This window comes from Marnyiella aurantia, assembly GCF_014041915.1.
In the GTDB taxonomy this organism is placed as follows: domain Bacteria; phylum Bacteroidota; class Bacteroidia; order Flavobacteriales; family Weeksellaceae; genus Marnyiella; species Marnyiella aurantia.
Genome location: NZ_CP059472.1, coordinates 1,311,140 through 1,329,587 on the forward strand (window position 1 = coordinate 1,311,140; position 18,448 = coordinate 1,329,587).

Here is an 18,448-nt window from a genome sequence, read left to right on the forward strand (position 1 = left end):
GCGAGCGTAGGTAAGCGTAAAATTGCCTATATTTATAGGTAAATCCCACACCGGTGCATAAACAGCCATTGTTTATACTGTGCATTTGTTTTATCCTCGGCATTATTATCCAGGAATACCTTTCGCTGCGCCCGGCTACTGCCTACATCCTTCTCTTGACAGCAATAGTTCCGCTGCTGTCTTATGCTTCCCTGTCACTCTTCTGGATTGGTTTAAGGAAATACTTTCTGGGATTTTTTTTCGCAGTCCTTGGTTTGTTGATGCATGCTGAACATTCAAAAAACGCTGTACTCCCGGAAATCTCCCGGAAGCAGGAAGTGATTTTCAAGCTAAATAAAAAACTGAATTCCAACGAGAAAAACAGACGATATGAAATAACCGCACGTCCTGAAAAAGGTGAATTCCGAACGGTACTTTCCATCCCGAGAAATCTGCCGGAACTGGATTATAAACATCTCTACAAAGCGGAACTCTACATCAACAAAGTGGCGCCTCCGAAAAATGACTATCAGTTTGATTACTCAAAGTACCTGAGGCGCAATGGAATTTATCATCAAAGTTATCTGCCTGGAAAAATGGAGGCCGCAGATGCACCGGAACTTTCACTGTCTGATCATATCCGCCAGAAAAGGCTGGAAGTTCTGCAAAAGATTGATTCTACTTCAATAAGTCCAAAGTCACGGGAATTTCTAAAAGGCATCATCCTGGCTGACAGGACGGAAATGGACCGCGAAACCGTAGCTGATTTCACCAATACGGGACTGGTCCATATCCTGGCTATCTCCGGATCCCACATCGTAATAATTTTCGGAATCTTTTACTTTGTCCTTATGCGGGCCTTCCCACTGGGGTACCGACGCCTGGCCATAGTCTGCAGTCTGGCTCTTATCTGGATTTTCGCAGTGTTCATCGGCTACGGCAACTCAGTTGTACGTTCGTGCATAATGATCACGGCGTACTTCGTTTATATTATTCTTCAGCGTAAGCCGGATCTGCTTCATTCTATGGCACTGGCGGCCTTCATCATACTTCTTGCAGACAGTAACCAACTTTTCGATGTGGGATTTCAGCTTAGTTTTATGGCAGTGTTCGGTATTTACTGGCTAAACCAACCCATCCTTAAACATCTTCCGCCGGCCGATAATTTTGCAAAAAAAATCCTGTTTAACACATTTTCTCTTTCGTTGGCTGCGCAGATCTCTACATTGCCGGCAGTTATCTACTATTTCCATCAGTTTTCAGTGATTTCCATCGTGGCGAACCTGGTTATAATTCCACTGTCGGAAATCATAATCGTCTTCAGTTTATTGATGACAGTACTTTTGGGCACGGGAATTTACTTAAACCAAATCCTCTACCTTTATGACGGATTCATCCAGTTTATCCTGGCGGTAATACATTGGTTTTCGGGTTTTGACGGACTTTTGCATACGAATATTCCGATGACTTTGGTGGAAGTTATAATCCTGTGCACCGGCATTTATTATCTAAGGTTTTTAACAGTTCGGTTCAACATCAGGAACCTGTTGCCTTTGCTGGCAGTCGCCACAATCTATGCAGGTGTACACCTGGGACTCACCTATTACCATGAAAGACAACACGAGATTATGATACACGAACATTTCCGCGAAAGATATTTTTCCGTAAAAAGAGGTTCAGAGGTTGAATTTTGGATTAGTATGGATGCTGATCTGGAGAAGGTTAAAAAGTATATCATTGATCCATATCTGACATCACGGCGTACCGCGAGTTACCGGATAAAGACAATTCCGGCCGGAGCGAATTCAGTCAGTTATAAAGGAATTACCTATCCACTAAAATAATGGAAGGCATAAACATAAAAAGCTTCCGGAAGGAAGCTAAGTGTGGAAAGAATTAGATTTCGTCGTCTGACTCTATTGTGAAGGATTTGGATTTGAAATCCTTGTCATGCTTTTCAGAGATTACGTCCTCACCTTTTTCATTTATGATGAAATCCGTACTTTCCCTGAACATTTCATGAAATGCTGTAAAATCCTCTTTGTAGAGATAGATTTTATGCTTTTCGAAAGAGGCTTCACCGTTTTCGCCAAAATTCTTCTTGCTTTCAGTAATGGTCAGGTAATAGTCTCCAGCTTTAGTCTCGCGCACATCAAAGAAGTAAGTTCTCCTACCCGCTTTAAGCACCTTCGTAAAAATTTCATTTTCGTGGCGTTCCTTGTAATCACTCATGGTCCCGTCTTTTTTTTGTGTCTTATTTAACAAATATATAAGATTTCTCCGAACCTCAAAATATTTTGTTATATAATTATCAAGCGAAATGCTTTATTAATAACAAAATGCCAAAAACTATGCGGACTTACCTTTCTCTACTGCTGTGAGATTCAAGATTTTATCTGCTCTTTTGGCGCTGGACTCACGGTGCGTAATGATAACCGAAGTGCTGTTATGGATATACTTTTCAATATTCTGAAGGATATTTTCTTCGGTTTCGGTATCCAAAGCAGACAGGGAATCATCAAAAATAAGAATTGAGGGCTCCTTTATCAGGGCCCTGGCTATGCAAATACGCTGTTTCTGACCACCCGAGAGCATAACACCGCGTTCACCAACCCTGGTCTTATACTCCTCCTTAAATTTTACGATGTTTTTATGGACATCAGCCATTTTCGCTGCTTCCATAACTTTTTCGGAACTGGGCTGATCTACCGCAAAGCCGATATTATTCTCTATCGTATCCGAAAAAAGATAACTTTCCTGCGGAATATACCCCAGATGCCGGCGGTAGTTATACAGGTTGTGCTCCCTCAGATCTTTTCCGTCAATCAATATCCGGCCTTCTGTAGGCTGTATAAGTCCGGCCAGCAATAAGGCGACAGTAGATTTGCCACTGCCTGTTTTTCCCATAATAGCCAGAGACTGACCCGCATCTACCTTAAAACTTAAATTGTTCAGTGCTCTAATACCTGTATTGGGATAGACATAGGAAACATTTTGAAACTCAATTGAGCCCTTAACCGGATATGCGGGCGCTCCGGAATCTACCACCTCTGATTTCAAAGCCAGAAATTCGTTGATACGTGCCATGGACGCTTCAGCCCGCTGATTAATGGAAGTGACCCATCCCACCATGGAAAAAGGGAAGATAAGAATATTGATATACATGAAAAAATCGGCGATCTTACCCACAGACAGTTCATTGTTCAGATATTTATTCCCGCCAATATACAGTACGGCTACGTTAAGGAGACCTATAACAAAAAGTATAATGGTGAAAAAATAGGCTTCAGTTTTTGCCAGGTCCAGTGCTTTGTCCTGATAGTCGCGTACCTTAATTCCATAATTACGTGCAATATATCTTTCGCGTGCAAAAAATTTCACGACTCGTATACCGGAAAAGCTGTCCTGCACAAATGTTGATATTGCCGACTGGCTTTTCTGCATGATCTTGGACTTCCGGTTGATGACGGAACTTACCCAATAGATTAGAAATGAAAGAATGGGCAGAGGTAAAAGCGTCCAAAGCGTCATGGAAACATCAGTACGGATCATATAAATGGCTGTAATCAGTACCAGAATAATGAGGTTGACAATGTACATCACGCCGGGACCCAGATACATCCGCACCGCCACTACATCCTCACTGAGGCGGTTCATAAGATCACCCGTTGTGGTCTTTTTATAATCGGTAAGCGAGAGCTGTTGGTATTTTGTATAAATTTTATTTTTCAGCTCATATTCAATCCGGCGCGACGCCACAATAATAGTCTGACGCATCATAAAGGTGAAAAAACCGGTCAGTAATGAGGAAGCTACAATAATCGCGACATAAATCAGTACCTGACGGTTAAAGCCGAGGTGACCGGAATCTGCAATCTGATCTACAGATTTTCCTATAAACTGAACCTTGTAGATATTAAAAAAATTGCTGGCCACAATGAACAGAAAACCCCACATCAGCAGTATGCGGTGTTTCCAAAAGTAGGAGTTCAGAGTTTTTAGCGCTTTCATAGGAAGTTGGGCTGCAGCAAAGCACTGCATTTACAGCGGCAAAAGTACAAATTTGAATTTGTAACAGGCTTCACCGCGGCAGAGGGTGTGTAAAAAATTCCTATCTTTGCCACCATAAAAAGCTCTTTGAAATGTTAGGAAGAAGACAGATCCGTGAAAAAGTGGTGGAAACCCTTTATTCATACTACCAGAACCCCATAAAATTCGATGTTCTGGAGAAAAATATGCTCACAGAAATAGAGAAAATTTATCACCTCTACATCTACCAGCTTAACTTCATGGTCGCCCTAAAGGAACTTGCAGAAATGCAGATTGAAATAGGACGCAAGAAATACCTGCGGACTGATGCAGAACTACATCCCAACCAGAGATTCGTTGAGAATTTAGTGCTCAGGAAAATTGAAGACAATACCGAAAGGAGGTCTTTCACATCCAAACATGCGGAACTGAACTGGGATATGCACGACGATCTGTTGGTAAAGACCTTCCAGCGTATTATTTCCGGTAAGAGGTACCAGGACTATATGAAGGAGGAAGAGCAGTCATTTGAACAGGACCAGAAATTCGTAGGGAAACTTTTCCTCAGATACATTGCCGAAAATGAAGATTTTCATGAGCATCTGGAAGAAAAGGAAATGAGTTGGGGTGATGATTTCCACATCTCAAACTCCATGATCCAGAAAACAATAGGTTTTTTTAAGAAAGACGAAGAGTCACACACACTGATCCGAATGATTAAGGATCATCAGGACGAAGATTTCGCCCGCCGACTACTTAAAGAAAGTCTGAACCACTGGGAAGAAAGCGAAAAAAAGCTGGAGGCAAAACTGGAAAACTGGGATCTGGACAGGGTTGCCCTGATGGACAAAATTATCCTGGTAGCCGCTATTACCGAACTGGACCGCTTCCCACTAACACCTGCCAGAGTAATCATAAACGAATATATAGAGATTTCTAAAGTGTACGCCACTGACAGATCCAATATTTTCGTGAACGGTATCCTGGACAAATACACAAAAGAACTAAACAGAATATAAATTTAAAAAAAAGTATGAAAAAATCAATCATTGTTCTGTCGCTATTTGCTGCAGTTTTAGGAGTAACATCCTGTGAAAAGAAAGAAAATACGGAAGTACGTACAGAAGATTCTGTAATAGTTGAGGACAGCATGGCCGCAGCCACAGATATGAATGCCGAAGCGGCAGCCGCAGCGGATCCACAGGCTGAACTCATCAAAAAAGCGCAGTCCTACCCACTTACCAGCCTGGCACTTTCAGAAAATCATTTCGATTTCAAATCCGTTAAGAAAGGAGAAAAAGTAAAGCACGTTTACGAAGTAACCAATACCGGAGAAAATCCACTTATCATCTCTCAGGTTAAGCCTGCATGCGGATGTACTGCCCCAGACTATACCACTACCCCAATACTGCCGGGACAGAAAGGAAGCGTAACACTTGAATTCGATTCTTCAAGTTTTGACGGTCTTCAGAACAAGCAGGCTGAAATTTTTGCAAACGTAGAAAAACCGGTTGTTATTACTTTTTCGGCTAACGTAGTAAACTAATAAATCCAATATGATAAGTATATTTTTACAGGCCCCGGCAGCAGGTGGCAGCAGTATGACAATGATGCTGATGATGGGTCTGATGTTCGTGGGATTTTATTTCCTGATGATTCGCCCCCAAATGAGAAAGGCCAAGCAGGAAAAAGGTTTCCAGGAATCACTGAAAGTAGGTCAGCGTGTGGTTACTACAGCTGGTTTGCACGGCAGAATTGCCCAGATTATGGAAGATGGTGTTGTTATTGAAACCCTTTCCGGAAAGTTGAAGTTTGAAAGGTCATCTATCTCCCGCGATTATACGCAGGCAAGATTTCCTGACAATGCCACTGAGGAAACCAAATAAAAAACACTTATAAAAAGTAAAAACGTACTGAATTTCAGTACGTTTTTTGTTTGGGTGAATGAGGGGTCTCGAACCCCCGACCTCCGGAACCACAATCCGGCGCTCTAACCAACTGAGCTACAATCACCGTTTGAGGTTGCAAATATAGCGCTTTTGGCTAAACTACAAAATTATTCCGTCGAAATTTTTCAATGCCAGCAGCCTTTCCGTGGTAAAACCCTCCGCAAACTGTACACCCGACAGCCTGCCCAGATCCTGAGCCCGGTAAGTCAGGCTTTCCTGAAAATCCTTTGTAGCTATTGGGGTCATAGGTTCATCAGATTTGGGGTCATAAAACTGGGTTTTATAAGCCATACAGGCCTGCAGTTTCACATCCATAAAATCAGAGATATCTACAACAAAATCAGGTTCCAGGTTTTTCCACTGTATATAATGGAAAACCTGCTTGGGTCTCCAGGCGTCTTGCGGCATTCCGTCGTGTTCTGTTTCAATCTTTATAAGTCCGGACAGGAAACAGGCATCCGAAATTAGTTTAGCTGCTTTTCCGTGGTCGGGATGACGGTCTTCTACCGCATTGCCCAAAACAATATTTGGCTGATATTTACGGATCATCTTTACAATCTTCAGCTGATGTTCCTCATTATTCAGCAGAAAGCCATCCTTCATTTTAAGATTTTCCCTGGCAGAGATTTTCAGGATAGATGAAGCTTCTGCAGCTTCCTGAGCACGTGTAATATTTGTGCCCCGTGTTCCCAGTTCTCCCTCTGTAAGATCGATTACCGCCACTGTTCTCCCTTCAGAAATTAGTTTTGCTATGGTTCCGCCACAGCCCAGTTCCACATCATCGGGATGTGCTCCTATGGCTAAAATATCAACTTTCATAAATGGTATTCGGTTTAAAAAAAATCCCGGCCATCAGGCCGGGAATACACAGATGTGTGGATTATTTATTCAGGTTAGCATTCAGGTTTACAGCATCCTCATAACCAGGGTTTAGCTGTACTGCTTTTGCAGCGTAGTCCCTGGCTTTGGCCACGTCCTTTGTCTGGTTAAAGTAGGCCACCAGATAGTAAGCATAGGACAGCGTTTCCTTCTGAGCAGCCTGCTCTTCCGGTTTTTGGGTCAGAACCGTATCAATGAATTTCTGATAAGAAGATTCAGCCATTGCTTCATTTCCTAACTGCTGGTAGGCTGCTCCTTTTGCATAGTAGGAATATGCCCAGGTTGGCGAAAGTGCTATCATCTTATCCCAGGTAAGGATCGCTCCATTCCAGTTCTGTGCTTCCTGATAAGCGCTTCCCAGTTTTACCAGAGCATCGGCATCATTAGGATTGGCAGCAGTCTGCTTTTTCAATGCCTCTATCGCAGGGTTCGTGGGTCCAGCGTTTGCCGCTGCGGTACTGGCACCCCCTCCCTGAATCTTAAGAAGTTCATTGTCCCAGTTCAGCGTCTCATCCTTAGCATTCTTCGCGATGGCGATTTTTTGCTGGGATTCAATCATCATTGAAGATTTCTTTGCCGCATCCTTCTCGTCTTTGGCTAGTCCTGCCAGAATAAGACCTTCAAGTCCGCGGTCAGCAGGGTAAATCCTTGATTTATCTGTAACAGTGTTAATGAAGGTGTTCAGATCTGTCTGTGCCTGCGTATATTTTCCGTCTGCGTAATCAAGATAAGCTCTTAATTTGTATTTGATGGGATCCTCAACAACATTAAACACCTTATCCAATACCGCGCGCGAATTTGCGTAATCTTGGTTGGTAAAATACAGTTTTGATATTTCCAACTGCGTTCCTGGATCTTCATCTGCATATTTGGCATAATTAACCAAAGCCTGTGTTGCTGCCTGCGGCTGCTGGAACTTCATTTCGTAACCTGCAAGTGCGCGGTAAGCCGGTGCATAGGTAGGATCGGTTGAAATAGCCTGCGTTATCCTTTCTTTAGCCATTTTCCACTGATTAGCCTGCATCCACAATGTTCCCATACGTGTGTATACAGAAGCTTTGTTCTTAGCCAGAGGAAGTGCTTTCTCATATGCTGACATAGCCTTACCTGCCACCTGTGGGCTGTTGGTTAGCTGCAAACGGTAAGCATCACCTAATGTATAATAGTAAGGCGCGGGTACACCACCTTTCATAGCTCTTTCCACCGCCTTGTCCAGGTATTGGATAGCCAGTTCAGGATTATTATTCTTTTCGAAAAGAGTAAGTGCCTGTCCGGCTCTGAAAAGAACTTCAGCATCTTTCTCCCTGGAATCTTTAACGATATTCTGGATTTCGGCAACGGCAGACTTATCTCCCTTTCCGAGTTTGATTGTTGCTAAACCGATTCTGTTCAGGTAACTTTTGCTGTCCTCAGCAAGACCCTTTCTGAAATTCTGTTCAGCTGTAGCCCAATCAGGTTCATTCTGCGTCAGGTAGGTATTACCAAGATAAAAATAATTCTCAGCTGAAGGTGATTTACTCACCATCTGTTCAAAATTCTGTTTGGCCTGTGCATATTTATGACTGTCTATGCTGGTAATGCCATCCTGGAGAGTCTGACCAAAAGTAAAATTCGCGAAAAAAGCCGCTGCTACCGCGAAAACTGCTTTTTGGGGTAATTTCATATTATTTTTCATTTAATTATTTTACGATTATATTTAATTCGGGTAATGTTACACAATATCCATTCCAAAAACGAAAAGCGTGCGTTTATCGTACATTCAGCCGGAAAAATTAATACATTTTAACTTCCCTTTGGTAAAGGTTGTATTTCTGAAGTCCTTCCTTATCCACGATCATTTGCCCCAGGTGAGTACAGGAAAAGCGAATAAAGCCGTGCGCGATATTGAATGTACGCTCATTCACCAGAAAATAGAGCACCCTGGTAAAAGGATATGACATGTTGGCAAGATTGGTGGTTTCCGGAGCAACCGTTTTACCCTTGTATGTGATGGGTAGTATCTTCACCTGTTTGCGCAAATTTTCAGCTTCAGCGGAATACGGCCTGCTAAGTGTATTGAGACCTACAACGCCAATTTTATTGGGATAGTTCTGCAGTTCCCGAATGATATTGCTGTTCCCGCTGATTATAGAGTACTGCAGTTCTGCCGGTTTTTTACCCAACTGCTGGGCCACAAAGTTCAGGTTACTGGCATTAGTGCCATCAAACACCAGCTGTTTCTCCGGGGACTGCATAGCGGAACTTATTTCTTCCATAGAAATGCTTTCCCTTTCAGAATCGCGGGGAACTACGAAAACTACAGCATCCGCAGCAAATTTGGCAGGTTCAAATTTAGATTCGGTCACTCTTTCATATTCTTTAATTTCCTCCTCCGAAAGTTCACGGGACATGACGGCCACTTTAGCTTTACCCTGGAGCAAATCCATAAATCCTACATCTTCCTTTCGTGTTTCTACCTTCACCTGTGTGTTGGGATAATGAATCATATACCCGTCCGCAAGCGCTTCCGTAACGCTTCGAAAAGATTCATCGGTCAGTATGGTTACTTCTCCCTGGTGATAGTTTTCAGGAGCAGACTCTGCCTTCTCCGTGCAGCTGAATAAAAAGACCAGCAGCGCAATAATATAAATACTAATCTTCATAACGGTCCTGTCTTATTCTGTGTATGGCTCTGAAAATCCTGAATCCACCGTAAAGCACAAGCAATGCCCCCAACGCATAGGCAATATTAGGTTCCAGCGGTATAAAAAACCAAAATTTCAAAATAACAAAAACCCCAAGAATTATATAGAATATCCCAGCGAGTATAGATAACCAGTTGAACAACATAGTACAAAAATATAAAAAATAAAAAAGAGAGACGGTGTCTCTCTTTATATGATTAATATTGAAAATTCATTGTGATAGGCAACCTATATTTCTGCCTAACAGCCTGTCCATTAATTTTACCAGGTGTCCACTTGTTCCTAATAGATTTGATAGTTCGAACCGCCTCGGCATTAAAGTCTCGGTTTGGACCTTTTGCCACGATATCAGTAATTGAACCATCTCTTTCTACCACAAATGTTATATCTGCCTTAATTGAACCTTCATCACCCTCCATTACACCAGTATCAAAGGAATTTGAAACTTTCTGTCTGAATGCAGACAAACCTCCTGGAAATTCAGCTGCCTGGTCAACCGTATCATATACTTCAGTAGTGCTTACTTTCGGTGCTTCAATCGTCGCAGCCTTAGTACCGGTAGACGGTGGCGGCGGTGGCGGCGTATAGGTTGGTGTTTTCACCCCCTCCTGATTCTGAAGTCCTGTAGTGGTTTCCAGCTGCTTTGAAATTGGCGGCGGTGGAGTTTCCACCTTAGGTGCCTTCTTCGGCTCCGGTACCACATTCTGGATCACCTCCTGCTTTGGCTCCTCCTTTGGAGGAGGAGGTGGTGGTGGTGGTTCTTCCTCCTTAGGCTGCTCCAGGATCACATCTTCCTGTATAATTTCAATCAGGTTCGCATCTACTTCCTTCTTAGCTTCCGCATTCATTTCCTGGATTTTCAGGATAATAAAAGGGGTAAGTGCTAAAACAAGGAACAATACAGTCCCAACTATGAATGAACGCGTAAGAACTCTGCGGTAACTGTTCCGCAGATCATAAGCGCCATACTGCTTATTTCTGTTTTCAAATACAATCTCGTCTAAAGTCAGATCGGGACTGTAATTGTTATCATCTGCCATTTCTTTTCTTTTTTATGGTTAGATTAATTCGTCGGTGCAGGCGCACTTGTGCCGCCTACCTTTCTCTCATAAATAGCCTGTTCCCATGGTTTAACGTCGGTAACACCGTACATTTCACTATTGGTAATAGCCATTTCATCCAGTATATCAACAAAATTCTTATAAACCGCGTCATCAGTTGGTTTTATAATGACCGTAAACTTGGTCTGATCTGCTGCTCTGGCTTTTGCCTGCTTAATGATATTCCTGATTCCTTCTCTGTCAAAAGAAGTTTCATTTAGTGTACCGTCGGTCAGGCTGGTATTATCCTGCTGATGCCAGAAAATCCTGTTGTCCTTGCCAATTAGCAGAGAAATTGAATTGGATAATTTGATTTCCGTATCAGGCGGTTTCTGATTTTCTTTCGGTTTAGCCGGAAGTCCCAGGTCCATTACATTCGGTTTGTTAAACGTCGTTACCAACATGAAGAATGTAATCAAAAGGAACGCCAAGTCCACCATGGGGGTAAGATCTACGTGGGGTACCTGCTTCTTGGAGCGTACCTTGCCACCTTTCCCGCTACTGTCTTTTACTTGTACTTCTGCCATTTCTTTATTCTTGTGCTGTTTCCTGACTTGTTATTAACCAGAACTTCAAGAAATCAATATCTCTCAGTCCTTCGAACAAGGCTTTCACCTTAGGGTACTTAGTCTGCGTATCTCCTTTAATAGCCAACTTATAATCCGGGTTCACCGCTAAACTCTGCTGTACCCAATCAATAAGCTGTGCATTAGCACTATCCATTGGGATTCCGGTAGGGCTTTTGTAAGCCTTACGGTCTTCATCAGGCAGGTTCAGGAAACCTTTAAGCTGATTCATAGGGACACCAATGGCCTGTACCTGTGAAAAGGCTGCCTTCTCGGGATCCGTGAATTTCATACCATACTTCTCTCCCATATTATCCAGCAGCTGCATTCTCTCGCTGCCGTTTTCTACGGGTGTAAAATAGAACTTTCCGTCCGGCGTACTCAGGATAGTCATTAAACTGGCATCCGGAAGAAGTTTTTCAGATATAGAAGATGGCGTGGTTATCGTCTCAACATCAGGTTTTGCAAACTGAGCCGTGAGGATAAAGAACGTAAGGAGCAGAAACGATACGTCGGTCATAGCCGTCATATCTACCCTTATATTATGTCTTTTTGGTTTGACTCTCGCCATTATTATTTTATTTTATTATTAAACTTCACCTAAAAGGACCATTAAACGTATTGAGTGCAATGGTCCCTCACATCTGCAATTTCTTAGTGAAACTCAGCAAATGATTGCTGGATAGACATTGCGATCTCATCAATCTTAAATGTCAGTCCGTCAATTTTGGAAGTAAAATAGTTGTAGAAGATAATCGCTACTGCAGAAGTACCAATACCTAAAGCCGTATTAATAAGTGCCTCGGAGATACCGATTGAAAGAGCAGCAGAGTCTGGTGTACCACCACCGGAACCAAGTGCGTTAAACGCCTTGATCATCCCGATCACGGTTCCAAGAAGTGCTACAAGTGTTGCAACGGTACCCAAAGTGGAAAGAATCATCATGTTTTTCTCCAGCATCGGCATTTCCAGTGTAGTTGCTTCTTCAATTGATTTGTTAAGAGCTACCATTTTCTGCTCTTTATTCATTGTAGTATCGTGAGACAGCGCCTTGTAAGTTGTAAGACCTTCTCTTACTACATTACCAACAGAACCTTCCTGTCTGTCGCACTCTTCAATAGCCTCGTCCACTTTGTTCTGGTTAAGCAACCTTCTTACGTTAACAACGAAGTTATCAACATTCCCTGATCCTGAAGCTTTTCTAAGAACAAGTGCCCGCTCTATAGAGAAAACAATTACGATGATCATAAATGCGATAAGAATCGGTACGATAGGACCTCCCATGAAGATAATACCCATAAATCCGTCCGGATGCAGTTCCTTAGTTTCTACTCCCGAAAAACCAACAGAAGGACCTGTTAGACGTGGATCGTCCTTAAAGTTACTTGGATTCCCCAGTACGAAATAATAAACCAGGTATCCAATACCAATCAGAATAGGTAATATTAAAGCAGGATTTAAACCTCCTAATTTTTTAGCAACAACTTGCTCCCCATTGTTTGAAACATTCATTTCCATATTAAACTAAATTATAATTGTTATTTTTTTTTAAAAATTTATGCCGTAAAATAAAAGCAAATATTATTATCACGCAAACTTTTCAGCCGTATAGCAACAGATATTAGCGTGCATTAACAATAATTAATATTGCCGATTTATCAATAAGATTCCCAAATAATGCTTAATATAGGTGATTATCTGAAAACCATTGAAAACACATGAAAATTACAGGATAACATTGTTAAATCTGCAATATTTATCAATCTTTCATTTAAAATCAGACGACAATATTAACTATTTTATTCCGAACAATAATCACTTTTTTGGGCGAATTACCGCCGAGTTGCTGAATGGTTCTTTCGTCCTTCATCACCTCAGTCTCAATTTGCTCTGTATCCAAATCGGTACCAAGACTTATCTTAAACCTCATCTTGCCGTTAAAACTTACTGGATATTCAAAATTGGCCTCAGTCAGGTACTCTTCCTTCAGTTCCGGAAAGGGAATCGTCTCAATCGAATCAGTATGTCCCATTACACTCCACAACTCTTCGCAAATATGTGGTGCATACGGGGAAATTACAACTGCCAGCGGCTCCAGGATTTTTCGCTTACAGCATTTAAGTTTCTGCAACTCATTTACAGCGATCATGAAGGATGAAACGGAAGTATTGAACGAAAAATTGTCCAGATCGTAAATTACTTTCTTTATTAAAGTATGCAATACCTTGTATTCTTCCTTAGTTGGCTCGTCCTCAGACACATCTATATCGTCGCCATTGAAATACAGGTTGTAGAATTTCTTCAGGAAACCATAGACACCAGTCAGTCCCTGAGTATTCCACGGTTTACTCTGCTCAAGCGGACCCAAAAACATCTCGTAGAGACGCAGACAGTCGGCGCCATACTCTTCGCAGATTTCATCCGGATTCACAACGTTATATTTGGACTTGGACATTTTCTCCACTTCACGTTCGGTTATGTACTTCCCATCTTCCAGAATAAATTCAGCATCCGCAAACTCGGGACGCCACTTTCTGAATGCCTTGGTATCGAGTTCGTCTGATGTTCCTTTCAGAAGTGAAACATCAACATGTATCTTCTGTGTTTCCTGATCACCGATAATATTCCGGGAAATAAATCGGTTGGTTCCTGCTATCCTATGCACAAATGCACTCATCCCCAGAATCATTCCCTGGTTAATCAGCTTTTTAAACGGTTCTTCATGGCTGATATAGCCTCTGTCCTTCAGGAACATATTCCAGAAACGGGCGTAAAGCAAATGTCCGGTCGCATGTTCGCTTCCTCCGATATAAAGATCTACCTGGCCCCAGTAATCTGAAATTCCCTTATCAGCAAATACATTTTCATTGGCAGGGTCCATATATCTCAGGAAATACCACGAACTGCCGGCCCATCCGGGCATAGTGGAAAGCTCCAGCGGAAATACGGTACTGTTGTCGATTAAATCTGTTGAAACTATTTGCTGATGCACCTCGTCCCAGGCAAATGTCCTGGCATTTCCCAACGGCGGATCACCGTCCTCGGTAGGCAAATATTTCTCTACTTCCGGTAATTCCAGCGGAAGTGCAGATGCCGGCAAAGTGTAAGGCATACCGTCCTTGAAATATACAGGTACAGGTTCGCCCCAGTAACGCTGACGCGAAAAGATAGCGTCACGCTGCCTGAAGTTAATCTTGCCATGCCCTATACCACGGTTTTCAATCTCATCAATGATCTTTATTTTGGCCAAATCGTATGTCAGGCCATTCAGAAATTCGGAGTTGACGCATACACTGTCTTTACTGTCGTAGCTTTCAACCTGAATATCCTGATCATTTTGAATCACATTTATAATTTCGAGGCCAAACTTCACAGCAAAACGGTGATCGCGCTCGTCATGAGCCGGAACCGCCATTACCGCGCCTGTTCCGTAGCCCATCAGCACATAGTCTGAAATATAGATTGGCATTTTTTTATCCGAGAAAGGATGCAGAGCATAACTTCCGGTGAAGGCACCACTGACATTCTTGACGTCAGTCATACGGTCACGCTCCGTCTTCTTGGAAGTTTCGTCCCTGTAAGCATTTACCTCTGCTTTCTGGGAATCCGTGGTCAGGAGATCAACAAGTGGATTTTCAGGTGCCAGTACGATGAAGGTTGCACCAAAAACAGTATCCGGACGGGTGGTAAAAACTTCAATGGAGGTATTTGCGGATTCGGTTTCAAATCTTACAGATGCTCCCTGTGACTTACCTATCCAGTACTCCTGAGAATCCTTCAGCGGCTGTGGCCAGTCAATATTTTTCAAACCCTGCAGCAAACGCTCTGAATATGCCGTGATACGCATGCTCCACTGCATCATTTTTTTCTGGAAAACGGGAAAGCCTCCACGCTCAGATTTACCGTCCTTTACCTCATCATTGGCGAGTACGGTTCCAAGGCCGGGACACCAGTTCACCGTGGTTTCTGCACGGAAAGCCAGACGGTAGTTCAGCAGAATTTCCTGTTTTTTTATTTCGGTAGCCGCGTTCCACTCTTCTGCGCTAAAATTCAGCTCTTCATTCTGGAAAGCGTACAGCTTATCCGTCCCATGATTGGTCAGGTGACTGATAAGTGTGGAAACATGTTCCGCTTTATCAGTATTACGGTTGTACCAGGAGTGGAAGAGTTCAATAAAGATCCACTGTGTCCATTTGTAGTAAGATGGTTCTGATGTGCGCACCTCGCGGCTCCAGTCGAAGGAGAAACCGATGCGGCGCATCTGCTCCTCATAACGCGTAATGTTCTGCTCTGTGGTGACCGCAGGATGCTGGCCGGTCTGAATTGCATACTGTTCTGCCGGAAGGCCAAAACTGTCATATCCAATTGGATGCAGCACATTGAAACCCTGATGCCTCTTATATCTTGCAAATATATCGGAGGCAATATAACCAAGTGGATGCCCAACATGAAGCCCCGCACCTGACGGATAGGGAAACATATCCAGTGCGTAAAACTTAGGCCTGTTAAGGTCTTCCGACGTTTTATAGGTTTGATTATCCTGCCAGTATTTCTGCCATTTACGGTCGATCTGCTGATGATTGTAAAACATTATTCCTTATTATCAATGAGTTTGCAAATTTAAGGCATTGCAGCCAAACAACACCATAGAAGAGCGGAAAGGTGGACACGCACCTTCTAAACGCAATCACAGGATACTGATACTGCATAAAAAAACCCTTCGGATGGGAAGGGCAGTAATTTCAGTTGGTTTGATATTAGTTTACACGTACCATAGTATATACCTGCGACTCGTACGTATCAGCGTTCAGGTCTATTTCCTCAATCTTAAGATTCATTGTTGTATCCGTGACATCTGAGATCTTTCCTGTATCCTGTCCTGTAAGGTAATTGATTACGATTTCTCCGGTCTTAGGATTGTACTGATAGTTAATGGTGCTTTGGAAAGCAATATGACAGGTGGTAAAAGTATCGTCCTGGGTAACTACACTACCGGTATTGTTTTCATTGAAAGTCCATCTGGACAGTTGCTGGCAGTCTGTATAATAAAAGGATTCTGAATTGGAGCCATTATTGTCCACTTTCGTTTCCACCATCTTTACAGGCTTCCATACACCAACAATATTGGACTTTACTACTTCATCATCATCGCAGCTCAGCAGGAAACTAAAAGCGAAAAGGGCTGCACAAAACAAGAGTATTTTTTTCATGAAATTATTTTAAGGGTTAAAAGTAATAAATATTTTAAAGATTGAAATGTTTTTGTTTACGTTGACGGCCGTAAAGATATTATTTTTGCACGAAATTCATTTACAGCTGCATAAATTCGCAAGGATAAGGACCGAGGGTCTTTTAACAGATACCTTAAGAAATTCAGTTTCGGCAAAGGGTTTCTGCGAATGAATACATGGAATTTTCCCAAATCTTTTATTATGGAGTACTCAAAAGAATTTAAGCAGGCACTAAGCGCCTTTACCTCTGCAGAAAAAGACAAGTTAATTTTCAGGTTGCTCAGGAAAGACAAAATACTGTCGCAAAAACTTTATTTTGAACTTATTGACCCCGAGAATACTGATGACAAACGGGAACAAATGGAAACCTACATCAGACAAACCGTTACTGCAGCGGGAAAGAACAACCGCAATCCGAAGTTATTTTTGCAACTGATACGTAAGGTAAGTGCCAAAATTACAGAGCATGTAAAAATAACAACGGATAAATTTGGCGAAGTTTCCCTGAATCTCATGTTGATTGCTGAAGTACTGAAACATCCCCTGCGGCATGGAGATTCTTATAAGCTTGATATTTACCTGCTGAATAAAGTTCTCAGGATGCTGACGTTAACAGTTAAGCTGGATCCCGATTATTATATTGACCTTATTGAGCTATACAAGCTAATTAAAAGTCAAATTACCGGCAGTCATCAACTAAAATCAATCAGCATACATATTGGTCTGAAGCAGGAATGGCTGGATCCGGATAACGTACCGGAAAACATCGCAGACATTTACAGGGATATTAAAAGTCGCGGATTGCTACGCTAGAATCTTTTCTAAGATGATGCGGGTCGCGTCCGGCTGATCTGCTACAAAACTGCCGGCTTTTTGGCCCATTTCACCTAACAGTTCGCTGTCACGCAGTAACCTGAGCAGGAATTCGGAAGCCTGGGTTTCATTATCAAAAGATTTGCCGCCATGAAGCACCATCAATTGGTCTGCTTCCGGATTTTTCGTGTATTTGTTTCCAAAAAGAACAGGCACTGCGAATGTGGCGGCTTCAAGAATATTGTGAAGACCCTTCGAATGAAAGCCACCACCCACCACAGCTACATCAGCATAGGAATACAGTTTGGAAAGAAGGCCAATACAATCGATGATGAGTACCTGCGCGCCCATTGGAAGAGGCTTTCCTGCATCCAACTGCGAATAAAGCACTGCATTCGGAAACAGGTCTTGCAGGATTTCTGTACGGGCCAGGTCATGAGGTGCGATAATGATCTTCGTTTGCGGTTCGTGGTAGGCCAGCAGAAGTGCAATCTGTTCCTCAGTTTCCCAGGAAGAACCGAATACCACCAACTGATGTCCATTCTTAAAACGCTCTACAAAAGGCACATGATTATCTCTTTCCCTGATTTGCTTTACCCTGTCGAAGCGGGTATCGCCAGCTATAGACGACTGGTTCAGCCTCAGGGTTTTTGCAAGTCCGTAGGAGGTTGGCGTTTGATGAAAGAACCAGGTCACATTTTTCCGAATCTCGTTCACAAACCAACTGCCGTAGGGCTTGAAAAACACCTGCCTCTCGTAAAAAAACGCTGAAATAACGTAAATCTTCGCTCCTTTACTGTTCAGATGAGCAAGAAGGTTGTACCAGTACTCGTATTTTACCGTAACGAAAATATCTGTGCTAAAATTTGAAGTAAACTGCTGAACCCAACGCGGAGTATCAAAAGGAAGATAGCAAACAGCATCGGCAATATGATTTTTGTGAATCACATTATCATATCCTGATGGTGAAAAAAAAGTAATCAGAATCTTGTGTTGCGGAAACTTCTCCTTCAGCTTTTCCAGCACTGGAATACCCTGCTCATATTCGCCGAGACTTGCCGCGTGCATCCAGATTACACTGTCAGTTGGCGAAAAAGCAGCTTTTACAATATCACAGCTCTGCCTTCTGCCGGCAAGACCTTTTTTCAGTTTATAGCTGAAAACCGCGCCTACCTTCATGGCAAAAATCATTAACGAAATAGAAATATTATATATGGA

The 18,448-nt window shown here is 42.5% G+C and carries 17 protein-coding genes and 1 tRNA gene; 5 read left to right on the forward strand and 13 right to left on the reverse strand.

Annotated features, from left to right (window positions below):
• Window positions 1-53: 53 nt before the first annotated feature.
• Complete coding sequence (locus H1R16_RS05985) at window positions 54-1,823, forward strand: ComEC/Rec2 family competence protein (RefSeq protein ID WP_228451375.1); 1,770 nt, start codon at window positions 54-56, stop codon at window positions 1,821-1,823.
• A gap of 52 nt (window positions 1,824-1,875) precedes the next feature.
• Here the strand turns inward: H1R16_RS05985 and H1R16_RS05990 are convergent, their stop codons facing one another.
• Together H1R16_RS05990 and H1R16_RS05995 are read right to left on the reverse strand one after the other, a co-directional pair.
• A complete protein-coding gene (locus H1R16_RS05990; protein ID WP_181887817.1) occupies window positions 1,876-2,211 on the reverse strand; it encodes a DUF3276 family protein in 336 nt (111 codons plus the stop codon).
• Between the two features lie 117 nt (window positions 2,212-2,328).
• A complete protein-coding gene (locus tag H1R16_RS05995) occupies window positions 2,329-3,990 on the reverse strand; it encodes an ABC transporter ATP-binding protein (RefSeq protein ID WP_181887818.1) in 1,662 nt (553 codons plus the stop codon).
• Window positions 3,991-4,121: 131 nt separating this feature from the next.
• Between H1R16_RS05995 and H1R16_RS06000 the strand changes: the two genes are divergently transcribed.
• Genes H1R16_RS06000 through yajC form a run of 3 tightly spaced genes read left to right on the forward strand, consistent with a single transcriptional unit; the run spans window position 4,122 to window position 5,894 of the window.
• A complete protein-coding gene (locus H1R16_RS06000; RefSeq protein WP_181887819.1) occupies window positions 4,122-5,027 on the forward strand; it encodes a transcription antitermination protein NusB in 906 nt (301 codons plus the stop codon).
• Window positions 5,028-5,041: 14 nt separating this feature from the next.
• Window positions 5,042-5,554 (forward strand): DUF1573 domain-containing protein, encoded by a 513-nt coding sequence (locus tag H1R16_RS06005; protein ID WP_181887820.1) that lies wholly within the window; start codon window positions 5,042-5,044, stop codon window positions 5,552-5,554.
• Window positions 5,555-5,564: 10 nt separating this feature from the next.
• Complete coding sequence (gene yajC, locus H1R16_RS06010) at window positions 5,565-5,894, forward strand: preprotein translocase subunit YajC (protein ID WP_181887821.1); 330 nt, start codon at window positions 5,565-5,567, stop codon at window positions 5,892-5,894.
• Between the two features lie 52 nt (window positions 5,895-5,946).
• On the opposite strand, the gene H1R16_RS06015 is transcribed toward yajC, so the two are convergent.
• The 10 genes from H1R16_RS06015 to H1R16_RS06060 all read right to left on the reverse strand — a co-directional run bounded on the left by H1R16_RS06015 (window position 5,947) and on the right by H1R16_RS06060 (window position 16,396).
• Window positions 5,947-6,022, reverse strand: a tRNA-His gene (locus H1R16_RS06015).
• Window positions 6,023-6,056: 34 nt separating this feature from the next.
• Window positions 6,057-6,776 carry a bacillithiol biosynthesis deacetylase BshB1 gene (bshB1, locus tag H1R16_RS06020; RefSeq protein WP_181887822.1) on the reverse strand — a complete coding sequence of 240 codons (720 nt, stop codon included), beginning with the start codon at window positions 6,774-6,776 and terminating at the stop codon, window positions 6,057-6,059.
• Between the two features lie 61 nt (window positions 6,777-6,837).
• The gene (locus tag H1R16_RS06025; protein WP_181887823.1) at window positions 6,838-8,511 is read right to left on the reverse strand and encodes a tetratricopeptide repeat protein; all 1,674 of its coding nucleotides are present in this window, start codon (window positions 8,509-8,511) and stop codon (window positions 6,838-6,840) included.
• A gap of 97 nt (window positions 8,512-8,608) precedes the next feature.
• Window positions 8,609-9,478 carry a PstS family phosphate ABC transporter substrate-binding protein gene (locus tag H1R16_RS06030; protein WP_181887824.1) on the reverse strand — a complete coding sequence of 290 codons (870 nt, stop codon included), beginning with the start codon at window positions 9,476-9,478 and terminating at the stop codon, window positions 8,609-8,611.
• A gap of 239 nt (window positions 9,479-9,717) precedes the next feature.
• On the reverse strand, window positions 9,718-10,560 hold the full coding sequence (locus H1R16_RS06035; RefSeq protein ID WP_181887825.1) for an energy transducer TonB: 843 nt from the start codon (window positions 10,558-10,560) through the stop codon (window positions 9,718-9,720).
• Window positions 10,561-10,583: 23 nt separating this feature from the next.
• Entirely contained in the window at window positions 10,584-11,147 is a 564-nt protein-coding gene (locus tag H1R16_RS06040; protein WP_181887826.1) for an ExbD/TolR family protein, read from the reverse strand.
• A gap of 4 nt (window positions 11,148-11,151) precedes the next feature.
• Window positions 11,152-11,757: an ExbD/TolR family protein gene (locus H1R16_RS06045; RefSeq protein ID WP_181887827.1), complete on the reverse strand. Its 606-nt coding sequence runs from the start codon at window positions 11,755-11,757 to the stop codon at window positions 11,152-11,154.
• A gap of 83 nt (window positions 11,758-11,840) precedes the next feature.
• The gene (locus H1R16_RS06050) at window positions 11,841-12,704 is read right to left on the reverse strand and encodes a MotA/TolQ/ExbB proton channel family protein (protein ID WP_181887828.1); all 864 of its coding nucleotides are present in this window, start codon (window positions 12,702-12,704) and stop codon (window positions 11,841-11,843) included.
• Between the two features lie 259 nt (window positions 12,705-12,963).
• On the reverse strand, window positions 12,964-15,777 hold the full coding sequence (gene leuS, locus H1R16_RS06055) for a leucine--tRNA ligase (protein WP_181887829.1): 2,814 nt from the start codon (window positions 15,775-15,777) through the stop codon (window positions 12,964-12,966).
• Window positions 15,778-15,943: 166 nt separating this feature from the next.
• A complete protein-coding gene (locus tag H1R16_RS06060; RefSeq protein WP_181887830.1) occupies window positions 15,944-16,396 on the reverse strand; it encodes a lipocalin-like domain-containing protein in 453 nt (150 codons plus the stop codon).
• 222 nt (window positions 16,397-16,618) lie between these two features.
• Here H1R16_RS06060 and H1R16_RS06065 point away from each other — a divergent pair, with 222 nt between their 5' ends.
• Complete coding sequence (locus H1R16_RS06065; protein ID WP_181887831.1) at window positions 16,619-17,230, forward strand: deoxyuridine 5'-triphosphate nucleotidohydrolase; 612 nt, start codon at window positions 16,619-16,621, stop codon at window positions 17,228-17,230.
• Here H1R16_RS06065 and H1R16_RS06070 read toward each other — a convergent pair.
• Entirely contained in the window at window positions 17,222-18,421 is a 1,200-nt protein-coding gene (locus H1R16_RS06070) for a 3-deoxy-D-manno-octulosonic acid transferase (protein WP_187350470.1), read from the reverse strand. The genes H1R16_RS06065 and H1R16_RS06070 overlap by 9 nt on opposite strands.
• Window positions 18,422-18,448: the final 27 nt, after the last annotated feature.